Source organism: Xanthomonas hortorum (genome assembly GCF_024339125.1).
In the GTDB taxonomy this organism is placed as follows: domain Bacteria; phylum Pseudomonadota; class Gammaproteobacteria; order Xanthomonadales; family Xanthomonadaceae; genus Xanthomonas; species Xanthomonas hortorum.
Window position 1 is genome coordinate 4760416 of sequence record NZ_CP101417.1, and the last position, 16975, is coordinate 4777390.

The window sequence follows — 16975 nt, forward strand, 5'->3', positions numbered from 1 at the left end:
CAGGTTCCTGAGTGGAAGACAGGCGACAGAATAGCCCATGCCCTGTCGGCAGCCGGCACACTTCTGTCCATTGCCTGTCCCATCCCCTCTTCAGCAGGAACCTGCCATGTCCGTTTCGCCTGTCTTCGCGCTGGTCACCGGCGCCTCCAGCGGTATCGGCCGCGAGATTGCGCGCGCTTACGCCAGGCGTGGCGTGCCGTTGATCCTGACTGCGCGACGGGTGGACAGACTGGAAGCGCTGGCCGACGAGTTAAGGACGTTGGTGCGGGTGGAAGTGTTGCCTGCCGATCTGGCTGACCCTGCGGCGGTAGAGATGCTGGTTGTGCAGATCCAGCGTAATGGCTGGACCGTAAGCACCCTGGGCAATGCCGGCTACGGTGTGCCGGGCCGCTATCTGCACAACGACTGGGCCACGCATGCGCGTTTTTTGCAGGTGATGGTGGGCGCGGTGTGCGAGCTGACCTGGCGGCTGTTGCCGATGATCCGCGCCACTGGCCAGGGCCGCATTCTCAACGTGGCCTCGTTTGCGGCGCTGACGCCGAGCGCCGACGGGCAAACGCTGTATGCGGCAAGTAAGAGCTTCCTGCTGCGCTTCAGCGAATCGCTGGCGCTGGAAAACGCCGATTGCGCAGTGAGGGTCTGCGCGCTGTGCCCGGGCTTTGCGTGGTCGGAATTTCACGACATCACCGGCACACGCGAGCAGATGTCCACCCTGCCCCGCTGGGCGTGGCTGCAGGCCGATGCCGTGGCCGAATACGGCATCGAAGCACTGGAGCGCGGACAGGTGCTGGCGGTTCCGGGCTGGCGCTATCGCCTGGTCAATGCCGCATTGCGCGTGTTGCCGCATGCGCTTGCCTTGCGCCTGATGGCGCGCGGATCGCATCGGGTGCGTCCGCTGGAGTGAGGCGGCTGAGCGGTGGATCAGCGTAGGTGCGTACGGCTCTGCACGACTGCATGATCATGCCCCCACGGGATGTCAGTGATTGACGATGTCGCCGTGCATTGCCGCCAGTTGTGCGAGCAAGCGATTCTGCGTGCGGCGCGGAATCTTGCGCTGATCCATCGCCCAGTTCAGATCCTCGACCAAGGCATTGAAGTCGCCTTCGCGAATGGCCAGATGCGCATGCGCCTGCTTCATCGACTTGGCGGTATCCGGGCATGGCCCATCGCTGACGTGGCAGAACTTCTGCACCAGACGCTCGTTGAGCATGACGATGTTGACGCGCGCGAATTTATCGACGATGCGTTGATCGTCGGCAATGCGAGACAGCATGGTTTCCACCAGCGCTTCGATCCCGGCTTGCCCGCCGAGTTCGTCGTAGAGCGTCTGGCGCGGTTGCGTGGTGGCGCAGGCGCTCACCAGGCCCAGCACGCAAAGCAGGCAGCAGCGCAGCCATCGGTTCATCAGAACGCCACCTGCAAGGAAAGATAGGGACCACGCTGATCGGTAAGCGTGGCGATGTCACCAAGGTCTGCCCAGGCCGCGGTGAACGACACATGCTTGCTGGGAAACCAGGCGACGAATGCGTCTGCCCAGGCTTGTTCGCGCGCGAAGCCCAGGTTATCGGGTTTGTCTCGGTATTCCACGCCCACTGCCAGGGAGGGCGACAGCATCACCGCAGCGCTGGCCTCACCCACCAGCCGGTAGCTGTTGCGACGATCGCCGCCGAAGCCGAGCAAGCCGGTCTGATTGGCGCGGGTGGCGCGCAGGGTACCGTTGAGCAACAGCTGATAACCGCCAACGCCCTGCAGCAACAGCCGGCTGGCGCTGACGTACACATCGGTGCCGTGGTCGTCGCGCGCACCGATCGCCAGGGGCAGCGTGCCGTTGCGCAAACGCTTGTACTGCACGCCCAAACTGACTTGCGGCGCGCTCCCGTACACGAGGTCGCCATGCAAGCGTAGCTTTGCGCCGAACACGTCCTGACCCAGCGCATTCCATGGCAAGCCCAATCGGTCCTGCAATGTGCCCAGATCCAGGCGTTGCCGCGCGAGCGACAGCTCCAGCCGGTTGCCGACGGTGAGCGCGGCGCCCTGCACATCCAATCGGTAATCGCCGCTGTCCACGTGGGTGGCGAACACGACGGTGGCAAGTTCATCGCGCGTGCCGTAGCCCGACAGCGTGGCCCACGGCACGATGCCGCCGCCGCTGCTGCCTTCGATCATCGACACACCGCCGGTGGCAAGCAGACGCCCTTCTCCAGCGATCGCCAGTGTCGGCGTGAGCGCCAAACAACCCAACACTGCAGCAGACCGCGCGGCACGCACCCACTTGCTCATCGTTGCGCTCCTGCTTGCGCGGCCGGCACCAGATCGAGTTGACGCATGCACCAGGCCACAAACGGCACTTCTTCCAGCGGCGGCGCGTACAGATAGCCCTGTACCATGTCGCAGCCATAACTGCGCAGCAGCCCGAGCGCCGTGGCGTTTTCCACGCCTTCGGCGATCACGCTCAATCCAAGGTTATGCCCCAGATCGATCGTGCTGCGCACGATGAATGCATCGTCGGTGCCTTCGGCCAATTGCATGACGAAACTCTTGTCGATCTTCAATTCGTTGACCGGCATGCGCTTGAGCTGCGCCAGCGAGGAATAGCCGGTGCCGAAGTCGTCGATGGACAGGCGCACGCCGACGCTGCGCAGCTGATGCAGCATGTGCAGCGCGAATTCGACATCGCGCATCAAGGCGCTTTCGGTCAATTCCAGCGTGACCCGCTCGGCCGCCACCGCGTGATGCTCCAGACGACCGCGCACATAATCCGGCAGGCCGGGGTCGGACAGATCGAGCGCAGAGAGATTGATCGCCATGCCCAGCTCCAGGCCCTGGCTGCGCCATAGCGCCTGGCACCGCAGCGCCTCGTCCAGCACATAGCGGGTCAGCGGGTGGATCACACCGGAGTGCTCGGCGAGCGGAATGAATTCATCCGGGCCAATAGGCCCCAGCACCGGGTGATGCCAGCGCACCAGTACCTCGACCTGTTCGACGCGATCGCTGCGCAAACAGATCTTGGGCTGGAAGCGCAAGGTCAATTCGTTGCTGGCAATCGCCTGGCGCAGATCGCCAGTGAGCCGTAGACGGCGCAGATGCTGCTCGTCCTGGCCCAGGCGATACACGCTGCTGGCGCCGATGGTGGTGACATTGCCGCCCTGGCGACGTGCGATATCGGCGCGCCGCAGCAAGGTATCCGGATCGGCGCCGTGTTCGGGGATCAAGGCGATGCCGATGCTGGCTTCCAACTGGATGCGCGCCTGCGGCAACACCAGTGGGCGACGCAGCTGCAGCAGCAATCGCTGCGCATCCTGCTGCACGCTGGTCATATCGGCCTGCGCCACCACCACCATGAATTCGTCGCTGCCCAACCGCCCGACCACATTGGGCTCCTGCACGACCTCGGCAAGGCGGCGCCCTGCTTCGACCAGCACCTGATCGGCGAAGTCGTGCCCCAGGCTGTCGTTGAGTTCCTTGAAACGCTCAAGATCCAAGATCAGCACGGCGGCCGTGCCACCCGAGGCCACGGTCTGGTCGACCACCTGTTGCAGCCGTTCCAGCAGCCAGATGCGATTGGGCAGGCCGGTCAAGGCATCGTGGCGCGCCTGATGCAGGATGTGCTGCTCGCGGCTGGCGATCTGCTGCTGCATGCGCCCGAAGCTGTCGGCCAGCTCGGCCAGTTCACGTCCGGGCGGCACCTGCACCGCGGTGTGGTAATCGCCGCGCTGGATGCGTCGTGCTGCCTGCACCAACTGCGCGACCGGCTTGCTAACGCTGCGCGCGAGAAAAATCGCCACACCGAGTGCGGCGGCCGTGGCCAGACCGGCCAACAACAGAATGCGCAGCTTGAGGATGCGGTACGGTGCGACCGCACGATCCAGCGAGGCCTGCAAAGCGACCCGCACGTGACTGTCGCCCTGGATCGATTGCAGTTTGACCAGGTAACGCGCGTCGGCCAGCGTCAGCGGGATCGCTTCGCCCTGCCCCGCTTCGGCGGCGGGCAGCTGCTGCGGGAACTCGGCGCGCGCAGCCGGCTCCAGGGTGGAGGCCAGTACGCGCACCGGCGGGCCATCGGTGAAAAAGGTCGCATCCAGCCCGGTGGTGGTACGAAAGTCCTGCGCAAGCCCATCGCCGGACTCGTTGCCGATCGCGATCCAGCCCACCCGGTTCGGCGCCAGCACCTGCACTACCGCCAGCCGCACGATGCGCTGATCCAGTGCCACCACCCCGACCGCGTGCCCGTCGCGCTGGGCCTGTTGCAGCAGGGCTTGCACGGCGCGCAATTGCTCGGCTTGCGGCAGATCCGCCAGCCCGGTCAGGAACTCGCCATCCGGCGACAACAGCACCGCGGTCTGCGCCGACATGCGCGCGGCATGGTTACGCAATGCCGACTGCATGGTCGGCACATCGCCACTGGCCACTGCCGCACGGAAACCGAAATCGTCGGCCAGCACCGAGGCCGACTGCAGCAGCTGCTCGTCGCGGCGCACGTTGATGCGTTGCCAGACGCGTTCGCCGATCTGCAGTTCTTCGCCCAGTTGCGCCTTGACGCTGCGCTCGGTGGCGACCTGCACTGCGATGAAGGTCAGCACTTGCGTGGCGAGCACGACCAGGACCACCAAGGCCGCGATACGGGTATGCAGACGCATTGACTTCATGGATGCGGCTTCTTCGGGTCGGCGCGACGGAATTTGTCCTGCAGCGCGCGCACGCGCTCATCCGGTGGTGCTGCCATCGGCGCGGCGCCGGTGGTCTGCAGGGTCACGCGACGCTGCACTGCATCGCGCGCAAGCAGCAACGGCTCGGTGACCACGGCACCCTTGATGCGCGGATGCCAGACCCGCAGCGTGTAGGTGCCTGCCGGTGCATCCAGTTGCACGCGGCCGTCGCTGCCGGTCTTGCCGAAATACGGCGTCTCCAGCACCACGATATAGCCAAGCATCCAGTCGTGGATATTGCAGCCAATCGTCACCAGGCCCGCCTGATCGAAGCGGATCGGCGTGGCCTTGGTACCCTGAAACAGCGGCAATTCGAAACGCTTGGCAGGCGAAAAGGAATAGACCTGATGGCGGATCTGATCGTTATTCGGAAAGCGCACCAAGGTGCCAGTGCGCACCGCCAGGACGGCGGGCACGAACTGCGAATTGATCTGATCCATTTCCGCGGTCTTGGAAGCAGTGGGTGGCGCCGGACGCGCCGGCTCCAGACTGACCACCGCATCGACCAACATGCCGTTGGCATCGGCCACGGTCACGCTGACCGGCGTTGCCACCACGGCGCTTGCGGCGCAGTACACCAGCAACACCGAAACCACACCTATCCGTTTGAACCACTGCGTCCGCATGCGCCCCCCAAACCTAGTGCAATCGGCAGCGGGCGCCAGGCGAATCCGACGTCGCGCTAGCGATCAGACTGAGTTATCGGCTGAGGTGAACGCAAGCTTTAACCAGACGCGAGCGGAATTTTTTGAACAGAACTGTGGTGTCGGTCATTCCCCGTGTTGCGAGCGCGGCTATTCGCTGCGCGCGCTGATAGGGACCGCGTGCTGGATTACTTCAGCTTGATCTCGCGCAGACGCTCTTCCAGGAAGCCGTGTGCGGTGATCGGCTCGGGATAGCGACTCGGGTTTTCGGCAGTGATGCACGAAGGCAGCACGTCGATCAGGAAGTCCGGATTCGGGTGCAGGAAGAACGGCACCGAGTAACGTGGCTTGCGCGCTGCTTCGCCCGGCGGATTGACCACGCGATGGATGGTGGACGGGTACACATGGTTGGTCAGGCGTTGCAGCATGTCGCCGATATTGACCACGATGGTGTCGGCATCCGCTGTGAATGGCACCCACTCGCCATCGTTGGAACGCACCTCCAGACCGGCCGCGCTGGCACCGACCAGCAAGGTGATGAAGTTGATGTCGCCATGCGCGCCGGCACGCACGTTGGGGATGTCGTCGCTGGTGATCGGCGGGTAGTGGATCGGCCGCAGGATCGAATTACCGTTGTTGGTCTTGTCGACGAAATAGTCCTGCGGTAGGCCGATATGCAGCGCCAGCGCCGACAGTACGCGCGAGCCCAGGTGATCGAGCTGCTGGTACAGGCGGTAACCGCGCTCGCGGAAACCGGGCACTTCTTCGGGCCACAGGTTCGGCGTCATCACCTCGCGATACGGCGAATCGTCCGGAATCTCGCGGCCGATATGCCAGAACTCCTTTAGATCAAAATGCTTGGAATCCTTGGCCGTTTCCACACCGAACGCGGTGTAGCCGCGCGCGCCGCCACTGCCTTTGACGTGGTAGCGCTGCTTGACCTCTTCCGGCAGCGCGAAGAACGCCTTGAACACCTCGTAGGCGCCATCGATATCGGCCTGCGCAATGCCGTGATTGCGGATGCCGGCAAAGCCCCACTGCCTATAGGCCGCACCGAGCTCGGCGACGAAGGCGTCGCGGTCGCTGTCGAAACGGGTGATGTCCAGGGTCGGGATGCGGGCGCTCATACGGATATCTGCAGTCGAAGTCGAGGAGTCAAAAGGAAGGCCTGCTGTTCAGGACAGCAGGCGATACAACAGGTAGAACGTCGCGGCCTTGGCAAAGACCACGCACACGCCAATGATCAGCGACTCACGCCGCGTCACGCACGGCACCCGAGAGTCGGTCCAGCGTGTCCTGCATCAGGCCAGCGTCGTCGGCTTCCACCGTCACGCGCACCACCGGCTCGGTGCCGGAAGGACGCAGAAACGCGCGGCCACGCCCCTGCACGGCGGCTTGCGCCTGCTGCAACGCCTGCTGCACGCCAGCGGCTTCCACAATCGCTTTGGCAGCGCCGCCATCCAGACGCACGTTGATTGTTTTCTGCGGCACCTTGCTCAGGCTGCTCAAGGCCTGGCGCAGGCTCTGTCCATCGCGCCCCAGGGCCTCAAGGACCTGCAGCGCGCTGACGATGCCATCGCCGGTGGTGGCGCGATCCAGGCACAGCAGATGGCCGGAGGTTTCGCCACCCAGGGTGCCGCTGCCTTCCACCAACGCCTGGTGCACGTAACGGTCGCCGACCTTGGCGCGCTGGAACGGGATGTTCAATGCGGCCAGCGCCTGTTCCAGGCCGTAGTTGGTCATCAGCGTGCCGACCACGGTGCCGGTGAGCCGGCCGCTGGCCTGCCAGGAACGCGCAAGCACGTAGAGCAGATCGTCGCCATCGACCGGGTTGCCCTGGTCGTCGGCCATCAGCACGCGATCACCGTCGCCATCGAAGGCGATGCCCAACTGCGCACCGCTCTCGCGCACCTTGGCGGCGAGATTGTCGATATGCGTGGAGCCGACGCCGTCATTGATATTGAGTCCGTCCGGTGCGGCACCGATGACCACCACGTCCGCACCCAGCTCGCGGAACAGCATCGGCGCGATGTGATAAGTCGCCCCGTGCGCGCAGTCCAGCACCATCTTCAGGCCATGCAGGGTGAAACCGCGCGCCACGCTGGCCTTGCAGAATTCGATGTAACGGCCGATCGCATCGCGCGTGCGGATCGCCTTGCCCAGACACTCCGATTCCACGGTGTGGAACGGCTCGTCGAGCGCGGCTTCGATCGCCGCTTCGGTAGCGTCGTCGAGCTTTTCGCCTTCGGCGGAAAAGAACTTGATGCCGTTGTCGTAATGCGGATTGTGCGAGGCACTGATCACCACGCCGGCATCGGCGCGCAGCGTGTTGGTCAGGAACGCAATGGCCGGCGTCGGCATCGGGCCGATCAACTGCACGTCGGCACCTGCGGCGACCAGGCCGGCTTCCAAAGCGGCTTCGAACATATAGCCGGAAATGCGGGTGTCCTTGCCGATCAGCACCAGCGGGCGCTTACTGCGCCCGGCGGTGAGCACGCGGCCGAGCGCATTGCCAAGCCGCAGCACGAAATCGGCCGAGATCACGCCCTGCCCGACCCGACCGCGGATGCCGTCGGTGCCGAAATACTTGCGGGCGCTCATGGAGCCGTGACCGGAAGCGTCGGGACCTGCGGCCAGGGAGCAGGGGCCTGGAAGGAGCAGCCATCGACGGAAGTCCACAGGTCGCAGACCACGTTTTTCCCGGGGACAGCCAGCACGAACACCAACCTCACGCCACCGCCTCTTGCGGATGCGGCTGACGCATCATCATCGCGGTCAGATCGGCAAGGCGGTCGCGCATGTCGCGGCGGTCGCAGATCTGATCGATGGCGCCATGGTCGAGCAGGAACTCCGAGCGCTGGAAGCCTTCCGGCAGCGTTTCGCGCACGGTCTGTTCGATCACGCGCGGGCCGGCAAAGCCGATCAAGGCATGCGGCTCGGCGATGTTGATGTCGCCCAGCATCGCGAACGAGGCCGACACGCCACCGGTGGTGGGATGGGTCAGCACCGAGATGTACGGCAGGCCCGCTTCGCGCAGGCGGCCGAGCGCAGCGGAGGTCTTGGCCATCTGCATCAGCGAGAACAGGCCTTCCTGCATGCGTGCCCCGCCGCTGGCGGAGAAGCATACGAACGGGCAGCCGACTTCCAGCGCCACTTCGGCGGCACGCGCGAAGCGCTCGCCGACCACCGAGCCCATCGAGCCACCCATGAAGGCGAAATCGAATGCGGCGGCAACCAGCGGGTTGCCCTTGAGCGTGCCGCGCATGGCGATCAATGCGTCGTACTCGCCGCTGGCCTTCTGGCTGGCCTTGATGCGCTCGCCGTAGCGCTTCTGGTCCTTGAACTTGAGCACGTCGACCGGGCCCAGCTGGGCGGCGATTTCGGTGGTCGGGGCATCCACATCGAACAACGCGGCCAGGCGCGTGCGGGCGCGGATTGCCATGTGGTGGTCGCATTTCGGACACACCTCCAGGTTTTCCTCGAGCTCGGGGCCGTACAGCGCGCTGCCGCAATTGCTGCACTTTTCCCACAGGCCCTCGGGGACGCTGCGCTTCTTGGCCGGGGTGTTCTCGGTGCGGATGCCGGAGGGCATCAATTTGCTGAGCCAGCTCATGCGTGTATGACAATCCATGCAGGGCGGCCTTACGGGCCGCAGAGGGGCATAAGTCTAACGCGCTGCGGGAAAAGCGAGGTAGCGCGGGGAATGAATGTGGGACTTGGTGGCAGTTCGGAGGGCTGGCTGCGAGCGTGGTGCTGGGAGGTTGCGCGGGTGTTTGGAGTGAAGGTCGGTTTGTTGTGCTGCGCCTAACTCTGATTGGCGTGCACTTGTGGTTGGGATGCACGTGGCTTCGCCCGTACCCTCATCCGCCCCTGCGGGGCACCTTCTCCCGACGGGAGAAGGATCAAAGCCCCTCTCCTGCGGGGCGAGAAGGCACGGCTTGCGCGCCACTGGCGCGCGTGCCTTGGAGCGCCCGCGCCGCAAGCGCGGGCCGGGGCGCGGAGCGGGGGTTGGGGTGAGGGTGCGGGCGAAGCCACGTGCATCGACGCGAGAGGGGCTTTGGGCTGGTTTCAGGGATGATCCAGTGCCTGGCGGAGCGGGGTCAGGAACGCTTCGGCGTATTCGCGGGCGGTGCGGACATCGGGGGCTTCGGCCAGGGCGGCGACCAGGGCGCTGCCGACCACCACGCCGTCGGCATCCACGGCCATTGCGGCGGCGCTGACCGCGTCCTTGATGCCAAAACCGGCCACCACCGGGGCGCCGGCACGCAGGCGCAGCTGGCGCAGGCGATCGCCCGCCGCGGTGGTGTCGAGCAGATTCGAAGCGCCAGTGACGCCGGCGAAGCTGACGTAATACAGATACCCCTGGGCGCTGCTGCACAGCATGTCCAGACGCTGCTCGCTGGTGGTCGGCGAGGCAAGCGCGATCAGGGCCAGGCCGACCTCGGTGAAGATGGCGCGGGTCTCGGCGGCCTCTTCGGGTGGCAGATCCACCAAGAGCAAGCCATCCACGCCGGCGGCGACGGCGGCTTCGGCAAAGCGCCGGGTGCCGTGGATCTCGATCGGGTTGAGGTAGCCCATCAGCACCACCGGGGTGGTGGGGTCTTCGCGGCGGAATTCGTGCACCGCTTCCAGTACATAGGCCAGGCCGGCGCCACGACCAAGCGCGCGTTCTGAGCTGCGTTGGATGGTGGGGCCGTCGGCCATCGGGTCAGAAAACGGCACGCCGAGTTCGATGACATCGGCGCCGGCGCGCACCAGCGCGTGCATCACCGGAACGGTGGCTTCCAGCGAGGGATCGCCGGCGGTGATGAAGGGGATGAGCGCCTTGCGGCCATCGGCACGCAAACGTTGGAAGGTTTCGTCGATACGACGCATTGAAAGACCTTGAAGAAGTTAGCTGCGGTACGACCGCATCAATGGATGTCCTGGTACATGGCTGAGGGCAGTTCGGTCAACGCTTGCGCGTCCACCTCGACGTCGAAACTGTCCAGGCAGCAGCCGCAGCCGGTGTTTTCCGAACACGTGCGGATCTGCGGCGCCCAGCGGTCGAGCCAGGCGAACAGCAGGTCCTGTTCGCCTGGCTGGTCGGCTAGCGCGGTCACGGTGACACGCCGCAGCGGCATCAGACTTGCACGCCTTCGCGCGCGGCGATGGTGTGCACGTCCTTGTCGCCACGGCCGGACAGGTTGCACAGGATCAATGCGTCCTTGGGCATCTCGCGCGCGAGCTTGATCGACTGCGCCACCGCATGGCTGGACTCGAGCGCGGCCAGAATGCCCTCGGTGTGCGCCAGCAGATGGAACGCGGCCATCGCCTCGTCGTCGGTGATGCCCTGGTAGACCGCGCGACCGCTGTCGGACAGGAACGAATGCTCCGGGCCGACGCCCGGGTAATCCAGGCCGGCGGAGATCGAATGGGTTTCGGTGATCTGGCCGTCGTCGTCGCAGATCACATAGGTGCGGTTGCCGTGCAGCACACCGGGGCGACCGGCCGCGATCGAGGCGGCATGGCGACCGGTGGCGATGCCGTCGCCGGCCGCTTCGGCGCCATAGATCTTGACGCCCGGGTCGTTGAGGAAGGCATGGAACAAGCCGATCGCATTGCTGCCGCCGCCCACGCAGGCGCTGAGCGCATCCGGCAGACGGCCGTAGTCTTCCAGCATCTGCGCGCGCGCTTCGCGGCCGACAATCGCGTTGAAGTCGCGCACCATGCGCGGATACGGATCCGGGCCGGCGACGGTGCCGATGATGTAGAAGGTGTCCTGCACATTGGTGACCCAGTCACGCATCGCCTCGTTGAGCGCGTCCTTGAGCGTGGCCGAGCCGGAGGTCACCGGGATCACCGTGGCGCCGAGCAGCTTCATGCGGTAGACGTTGATCTTCTGCCGTTCGATGTCGGTGGCGCCCATGTAGACCACGCACTCCAGGCCCAGCCGCGCGGCGACCGTGGCGCTGGCCACGCCATGCTGGCCGGCGCCGGTCTCGGCGATGATGCGGGTCTTGCCCATACGGCTGGCCAGCAGGGCCTGGCCGATGGTGTTGTTGATCTTGTGCGCGCCGGTGTGGTTGAGGTCTTCGCGCTTGAGCAGGATCTGCGCCCCGCCCACTTCGCGGCTCAGGCGCTCGGCGTGATAGATCGGGCTGGGCCGGCCGACATAATGCTTGAGATCCTTGTCGTACTCGGCGATGAAGGCCGGGTCCTGGCGCGCCTGGTCATAGGCTGCGGACAGTTCCTGCAAGGGGCCGATCAAGGTCTCGGCGACGAACCGGCCGCCGAATTTGCCAAAGTGGCCGGCAGCGTCCGGATAGGCGTAAAAGTCACTGATGGGCTGGGCCGACATGGGAATCCTCTGCAGCAATGCGGTCATACGAGAAGCACGCACTTTAGCGCAGCAAGCCGGTGCGATAAATCGATAAGATTGCCACAACCTGTGACCTGGACTCACACAATGAGTTACCCACTTCCGCCGCTGGCGGCCTTGCGCGCCTTCGAATCTGCCGCGCGCCTGCAAAGCGTCAGCCGGGCTGCGCAGGAACTACACGTCACCCATGGCGCCATCAGCCGGCATGTGCGCACCTTGGAGCAGTCACTTGGAACTGCCCTGTTCACCCGCCAGGGCCGCGGCCTGGTATTGACGGCAGCAGGCACGCGTTTGCGCGATGCGACCGGGGAAGGCTTCGCCTTGATCGGCGAGACCTGGGCTGGGCTGTTAAGGCGCCCTGGCAGCGAGACGCCGCTGGTGCTGGGCTGTTCGGGCAGTCTGCTGGCGCGCTGGGTCATCCCGCACCTGGGCCGGCTGCAGCAGGACCTGCCCGATGTTCGCCTGCATCTGTCGGCCGGCGAACAAGCGCCAGGCCCGGACCTGGATGGCCTGGATGCGGCACTGCTGCTGGACACACCGCCCTGGCCCGGCGAGTGGCAGGTGCACGAGCTGGGCGTGGAATGGATCGGCCCGGTGCTGAGCCCGCAGCTTGCATCCACGACGCAGCTCGACGGAAACGACCCTGCCGCCCTGCTCGATCACGCCTTGCTGCACACGCGCTCGCGCCCGCAGGCCTGGCCGGAATGGGCGCAGGCACATGGTGTGGCACCCGAGGCACTGCGCTTCGGGACCGAGTTCGAACACCTGGTCTATTTACTGGAAGCCGCTGCCGCCGGCCTGGGGGTTGCGATCGCACCGCAACCCTTGGTTGCAGCGGATCTGGCCGCCGGCCGCCTGCTGGCACCCTGGGGATTCACGCCAACGCGCGGGCGCTGGGTGCTGTGCGCCGCAAAGCGCAACCCGGATCCGCGGATCGAGCGGCTCGCTGGTTGGCTACGCGGTGCACTGACTGAAGATCAGGTGCAGACACCTGCAATAAATATCGCGCACGGCTAAGTGCAGCCATCAAGCAACCGCGTCGTTCAAGAAGCAAGCGGCTGAGCGATGGTTAGCCGGAAAGCCGAGCGACCAAGAGCAATGTGTAGCGGCGACAAGCGCTCCAAAACAGCGGCACAAGCCCGAGCTCCGCTTGCCTAATCCCTAATCTCGATTCCCCAATCCCGAATCTCACGACATCTCGTGGCAATCGGCCCGGCGCACTTCTTCAACGAACTTGCGCATCATGTGGCCGTCCTTGATGCCGGGCGCCAGCTCCACGCCGCTGGACACGTCCACGCCCCACGGCAGCGTCGCCACGATGGCGTCGAACACGTTGTCGGCCGTGATGCCGCCGGCCAGCAGGAACGGGCGATGCAGACCGGTCGGCAACCGCGACCAGTCGAAGGTCTTGCCGGTGCCGCCGCCTGCGCCGGGCGCATGGCTGTCGAACAGGAAGCCGGCTGTATTGGGATAGGCGAGCTGCAAGGTGCGCGCGTTGGCGTCTTCACCATTGACGCCGGTGCTGCCCATCGGCACGGCCTTGAGATAGGGAAGATTGAAACTACGGCAGAACGCGTCGTCTTCTTCGCCATGGAACTGCAGCAAGGTCGGGCGCACGGTACGCACCACCTCGCGCACTTCTTCCTTGGAATTGTTGCGGAACAGCGCCACCACATCGACCATCGGCGCGGTGGCCTGACGCATCGCGCGCGCCTCGGCCGGTGCCACGCGGCGCGGGCTGCCGTGCGCAAAAATGAAACCTACCGCGTCCACACCCAGCTCGCCTGCCAGTCGAATATCACCGGCGCGGGTCATGCCACAGAACTTGATACGGGTGCGGTACAGCGATCGATTCATTGGGTGACCTCAGCAGGCAGATGCCACTCTGCGGGATACAACGGCCCGACAAACACCAGGCCTTGTGGCGGCGCCGTCGGCCCGGCCACAGAGCGGTCGCGTCCGGCCAGCAACGTCGCGATCCAGTCGACCGGTTGTTCTCCGGTTCCGACCAGGATCAGCGAGCCAACAATATTCCGCACCATGTGATGAAGGAATGCATTGGCCTGGACCTGCATCTCCACCACTTCGCCAATCCGCTGCACGCTGATGGCCTGCAGGTTGCGGCGTGCATGCGGCGCCTGGCATTGCACGCTGCGAAATGCGTTGAAGTCGTTCTCACCCAGCAAGGCCTGCGCCGCTGTGTGCATGGCATCTGCATCCAGCGGGCGACGCTCCCAGCTCAAGGTCTGCCGATACAGCGCGGGGCGTATCTGACGATTGAGCAGGCGATAACGATAACGGCGGGCACGTGCGGAAAACCGCGCATGGAAGTCGGCCGCCGCCGGCACGCACCAGCGCACCGCGATCGAGGGCGGCAGCCGCGCGGTGGTACCCAACGTCCAGCTGCGCGGGTCGCGGCGTGCGTCGCTGTCGAAATGCACCACCTGGCATTCGCCGTGGACGCCGGCATCGGTGCGGCCTGCGCAGATCACCTGCACCGGGGCATCGGCGACCGACGACAGGGCCGCCTGCAATCTGGCCTGCACCGTCGGCCCGCCGTGTTCGCCCAATTGCTGCCAGCCTTGAAACTCGCTGCCGTCGTACTCCACGCCCAGCGCGTAACGCATCGGAACCTGCCTGTTGTTGAATCGATTGAGTGTGCGGACCAAGCGCGGCCGGCAAAGCGTCGCCAGCGATCGTCAGTGAGGCGCAAACCGCGCGCAAGCACCGCAGTGTGACGAGCGGCGATGCCGCACCAAGAACCAACCGCGCGCCTGACGCTGAGCGCAGTGGTTTGTCAGTCGCCCTGCGCGGCGGCGCGCTCGGACCACACCGCCAGCGTCGTGCCACCGGGCTCGCGGAAATGAAATCTGCTGCCACCCGGGAAGCCGAACACCGGCTTGACGATCTCGCCACCGGCAGCACGTATGCGCTCGAGCACTGGTGCCAGGTCGTCGGCATACAGCACTACCAGCGGACCCGCTTCAGCCGGTGCCGACGCGGTTGCACGGTAGAAACCACCGTCCAGGCGCCCGTCGTTGAAGGCCAGGTAATCCGGGCCAAAGGCCTGAAATTGCCAGCCGAAGACCTGTTCGAAAAACGCGCGGCTGGCGTCCGGATCGATCGAGGCGAACTCCACGTAATCGATGCGACGCTCGCGTGCGGCACGCTTGTCTGCGGCAAGGCTGTCCATGGCCGGGCTCATGTCAGCTGCTCCAGCAATTCGGCCGCTTCGGCACGGGTGGCCTCATCGCCGGTAGCGGCGACCTCCAGCAACAGGCCGCGCGCGGTGTCCTTGTCGCCCAGATCCATATAGGCCACTGCCAGCTCCAGACGATCGCGGCCTGCGGACGTGAATTCCCTGTACGTCTGTGCGTCAGGCGCGGCGACGGGAGCCACGGGGGCTTGCTCGAAATCCAGGCTGTCCTGGGCGGCAACCGATAGTTGCGGCACTACCGGCGGGAGATCGCTGATCGGGTGCTCCGGCTCCGGCGCAGGCGCAGGGTCAGGCTCGACGTACTCCGGCACCGCCACCGGAGCCGGAGCCGGCGGCGTTGCACGCAACGACCGCCAATCCTCGCTGGTGACCACGACCGGCGCTGGCGCTGGCTCAGACAGCAGCGGCTCGCGGCGCAACACCTCCGACAGCGGCTGCTGCGCGTCGTAAGCGCGCTCGTCTTCGCGCAGATTGGCCTGCTCGAATTCGGTCTCATGCACCACGTCGTATTCGCTGGGCTGCGTGGCGAGCTCGGCATCCTGCGGCTCTTCCGTCTCGGCTGCAGCACCCACAGGCACGAAGTCGAACTGACGACGCGGCAACGGCGGCAGCGGCGAGGGCTTGCGGCGACGCGCAGCCAGCCATGCGACCACGGCCGCAACGATCAACACCAGCCCGCCGATCAACCACAGCGGGAAACCGCCGCCATGCTCCGCCGCAGCCGGCGTCTCCGACAGGCGCTTCTGCGCGGCGGCCAGATCGGTGTTCTTCATTGCGATCAAGGCTTGCTGTTGCTGCTTGAGCTTTTCCAGATCGGCCACGCGCGTGCGTAGATCCTGCAATTCCGCATCGCGGGTGGCGATGTCTTCCTTGGCCTGTTGCAACTGTTGGTTGGCCGCCATCTCGCCCTCGCCTTCGGCACTGGTGCCGGACGTGGCGCCGGCGGTGTTGGTCTGAATCGCCACTGCCGGGGCGATCTCGAGCCGCGCGCCGGGCCCCGCAGTGGTGGGCGCAGCAGGTGCTGCGGATGTGGGCGGTGTCGCGGCAGTCGCGCCGGCTTCGGCCGGCTGCGGAATCGCCGAGCGCGCCTGCCGCCACTGGGCAGCCTGCTCGCGCACCATCACCGCCGCTTCGGCCGCACCGACCTGTGCCAGCGCCTCTTCCTGCGGCGTCCGCAGCACGGCGCCCTGCTTCAAGCGATTGATATTGCCGCCGATGAAGGCGTCGGGGTTGGTCCGCAACAACGCCAGCATGGTCTGATCCAGCGAATGCCCGCTGGAGCGCGCCACGGAGGCGGCGATTTCCGACAAGGTCTGGCCGGAGCGCACCGCAGGCAATGCATCGCCGGCCTGCGCGGCAGCGATAGCGCTTGCACTGCGGCGTGCAGTTGGTGCGGTAGCGGCAGTTTTTTGATCGGCGCCTGCGGCAGCCGGCGCCGACACCGGGGACTGGCGGGGGATCGTATTGTTGGCCCCGGCACGCGGCGCTTCGATGGCCGGCCCGGCGATCGCCGCGGCCGTATTGGGCGCATCGACCAGCGCGGAATACTCGCGTACCAGCCGACCCTGGCCCCACTCCACTTCGATCAGGAAGTTGATTGCCGGCTGGTCGACCACCTGGCTGCTGGTCACGCGAATCACCGCACGCCCGCGCGCATCCTGCGCGAACTGGAACTGCAGGCTGCTGACCAATCCCTGCGGGCGCTCCAGGCCAACCCGCGCGAAAGTGGTCGCCGATGCCAGCGCCACACGGGCGTTGTCGAGTTCGCCCGGTTCGTTGGAGATGACCGGAATCTCGGCCACCAGCGGTTGCCCAGGCTTGGACAGCACCCGGATATCGCCCAACCCCAACGCCATGGCGGCGCCACTGCAGACCATCAGCAGCAACGCACCTATCGCTTGTATCGGACGCATCGCGCCCCCGCCCCTATGTTTCATGGGCATCAATATAGCCGCTGAATGAGCGAAAAAGTCGGCCAGCTCGCGCGGAGTGCACAGGCCGTCGCGATGCGGCATCCACGCAGCAGGCCGTCGGCAGCGCATAGGTA

16 protein-coding genes are annotated in these 16975 nt (G+C 65.7%); 2 read left to right on the top strand and 14 right to left on the bottom strand.

Going from position 1 to position 16975, the window contains the following annotated elements; all coding sequences use genetic code 11:
• The first annotated feature begins 106 nt into the window (after positions 1-106).
• Positions 107-904 carry an SDR family NAD(P)-dependent oxidoreductase gene (locus tag NMB96_RS20395; RefSeq protein ID WP_255085509.1) on the top strand — a complete coding sequence of 266 codons (798 nt, stop codon included), beginning with the start codon at positions 107-109 and terminating at the stop codon, positions 902-904.
• A gap of 72 nt (positions 905-976) precedes the next feature.
• Here the strand turns inward: NMB96_RS20395 and NMB96_RS20400 are convergent, their stop codons facing one another.
• From NMB96_RS20400 to trpB, 10 genes are all read right to left on the bottom strand, one after another.
• Complete coding sequence (locus NMB96_RS20400) at positions 977-1405, bottom strand: group I truncated hemoglobin (RefSeq protein ID WP_023904464.1); 429 nt, start codon at positions 1403-1405, stop codon at positions 977-979.
• Entirely contained in the window at positions 1405-2280 is an 876-nt protein-coding gene (locus NMB96_RS20405) for a DUF3034 family protein (RefSeq protein ID WP_255085510.1), read from the bottom strand. The genes NMB96_RS20400 and NMB96_RS20405 overlap by 1 nt, the downstream gene beginning before the upstream one ends.
• Positions 2277-4646, bottom strand: a complete 2370-nt coding sequence (locus tag NMB96_RS20410; RefSeq protein ID WP_023904466.1) for a putative bifunctional diguanylate cyclase/phosphodiesterase — start codon at positions 4644-4646, stop codon at positions 2277-2279. Before NMB96_RS20410 ends, NMB96_RS20405 begins: the two co-directional genes overlap by 4 nt.
• Positions 4643-5332, bottom strand: a complete 690-nt coding sequence (locus NMB96_RS20415; RefSeq protein WP_255085511.1) for a methylamine utilization protein — start codon at positions 5330-5332, stop codon at positions 4643-4645. Before NMB96_RS20415 ends, NMB96_RS20410 begins: the two co-directional genes overlap by 4 nt.
• A 206-nt stretch (positions 5333-5538) precedes the next feature.
• Positions 5539-6477, bottom strand: coding sequence for an isopenicillin N synthase family dioxygenase (locus NMB96_RS20420; RefSeq protein WP_023904468.1), 939 nt, complete (start codon positions 6475-6477; stop codon positions 5539-5541).
• 124 nt (positions 6478-6601) lie between these two features.
• On the bottom strand, positions 6602-7951 hold the full coding sequence (gene glmM, locus NMB96_RS20425) for a phosphoglucosamine mutase (protein ID WP_255085513.1): 1350 nt from the start codon (positions 7949-7951) through the stop codon (positions 6602-6604).
• Positions 7952-8078: 127 nt separating this feature from the next.
• Complete coding sequence (gene accD, locus NMB96_RS20430; RefSeq protein WP_043889308.1) at positions 8079-8963, bottom strand: acetyl-CoA carboxylase, carboxyltransferase subunit beta; 885 nt, start codon at positions 8961-8963, stop codon at positions 8079-8081.
• Positions 8964-9418: 455 nt separating this feature from the next.
• Positions 9419-10225, bottom strand: coding sequence for a tryptophan synthase subunit alpha (trpA, locus tag NMB96_RS20435; RefSeq protein ID WP_023904472.1), 807 nt, complete (start codon positions 10223-10225; stop codon positions 9419-9421).
• A 38-nt stretch (positions 10226-10263) separates the two neighbouring features.
• The gene (locus NMB96_RS20440; protein ID WP_255085514.1) at positions 10264-10473 is read right to left on the bottom strand and encodes a hypothetical protein; all 210 of its coding nucleotides are present in this window, start codon (positions 10471-10473) and stop codon (positions 10264-10266) included.
• The gene (trpB, locus tag NMB96_RS20445; RefSeq protein ID WP_043889309.1) at positions 10473-11690 is read right to left on the bottom strand and encodes a tryptophan synthase subunit beta; all 1218 of its coding nucleotides are present in this window, start codon (positions 11688-11690) and stop codon (positions 10473-10475) included. Before trpB ends, NMB96_RS20440 begins: the two co-directional genes overlap by 1 nt.
• Positions 11691-11798: 108 nt before the next feature.
• Here trpB and NMB96_RS20450 point away from each other — a divergent pair, with 108 nt between their 5' ends.
• On the top strand, positions 11799-12728 hold the full coding sequence (locus NMB96_RS20450) for a LysR family transcriptional regulator (protein WP_255085515.1): 930 nt from the start codon (positions 11799-11801) through the stop codon (positions 12726-12728).
• A gap of 171 nt (positions 12729-12899) precedes the next feature.
• Here NMB96_RS20450 and NMB96_RS20455 read toward each other — a convergent pair whose 3' ends face one another.
• The 4 genes from NMB96_RS20455 to NMB96_RS20470 all read right to left on the bottom strand — a co-directional run bounded on the left by NMB96_RS20455 (position 12900) and on the right by NMB96_RS20470 (position 16841).
• Positions 12900-13568, bottom strand: a complete 669-nt coding sequence (locus tag NMB96_RS20455; protein ID WP_168957723.1) for a phosphoribosylanthranilate isomerase — start codon at positions 13566-13568, stop codon at positions 12900-12902.
• A complete protein-coding gene (gene truA, locus NMB96_RS20460; RefSeq protein WP_104551445.1) occupies positions 13565-14338 on the bottom strand; it encodes a tRNA pseudouridine(38-40) synthase TruA in 774 nt (257 codons plus the stop codon). Before truA ends, NMB96_RS20455 begins: the two co-directional genes overlap by 4 nt.
• Before the next feature lie 170 nt (positions 14339-14508).
• Positions 14509-14916: a VOC family protein gene (locus NMB96_RS20465; protein WP_255085517.1), complete on the bottom strand. Its 408-nt coding sequence runs from the start codon at positions 14914-14916 to the stop codon at positions 14509-14511.
• Positions 14913-16841: a motility hub landmark protein FimV gene (locus NMB96_RS20470; protein ID WP_255085518.1), complete on the bottom strand. Its 1929-nt coding sequence runs from the start codon at positions 16839-16841 to the stop codon at positions 14913-14915. Before NMB96_RS20470 ends, NMB96_RS20465 begins: the two co-directional genes overlap by 4 nt.
• Between the last annotated feature and the right edge of the window lie 134 nt (positions 16842-16975).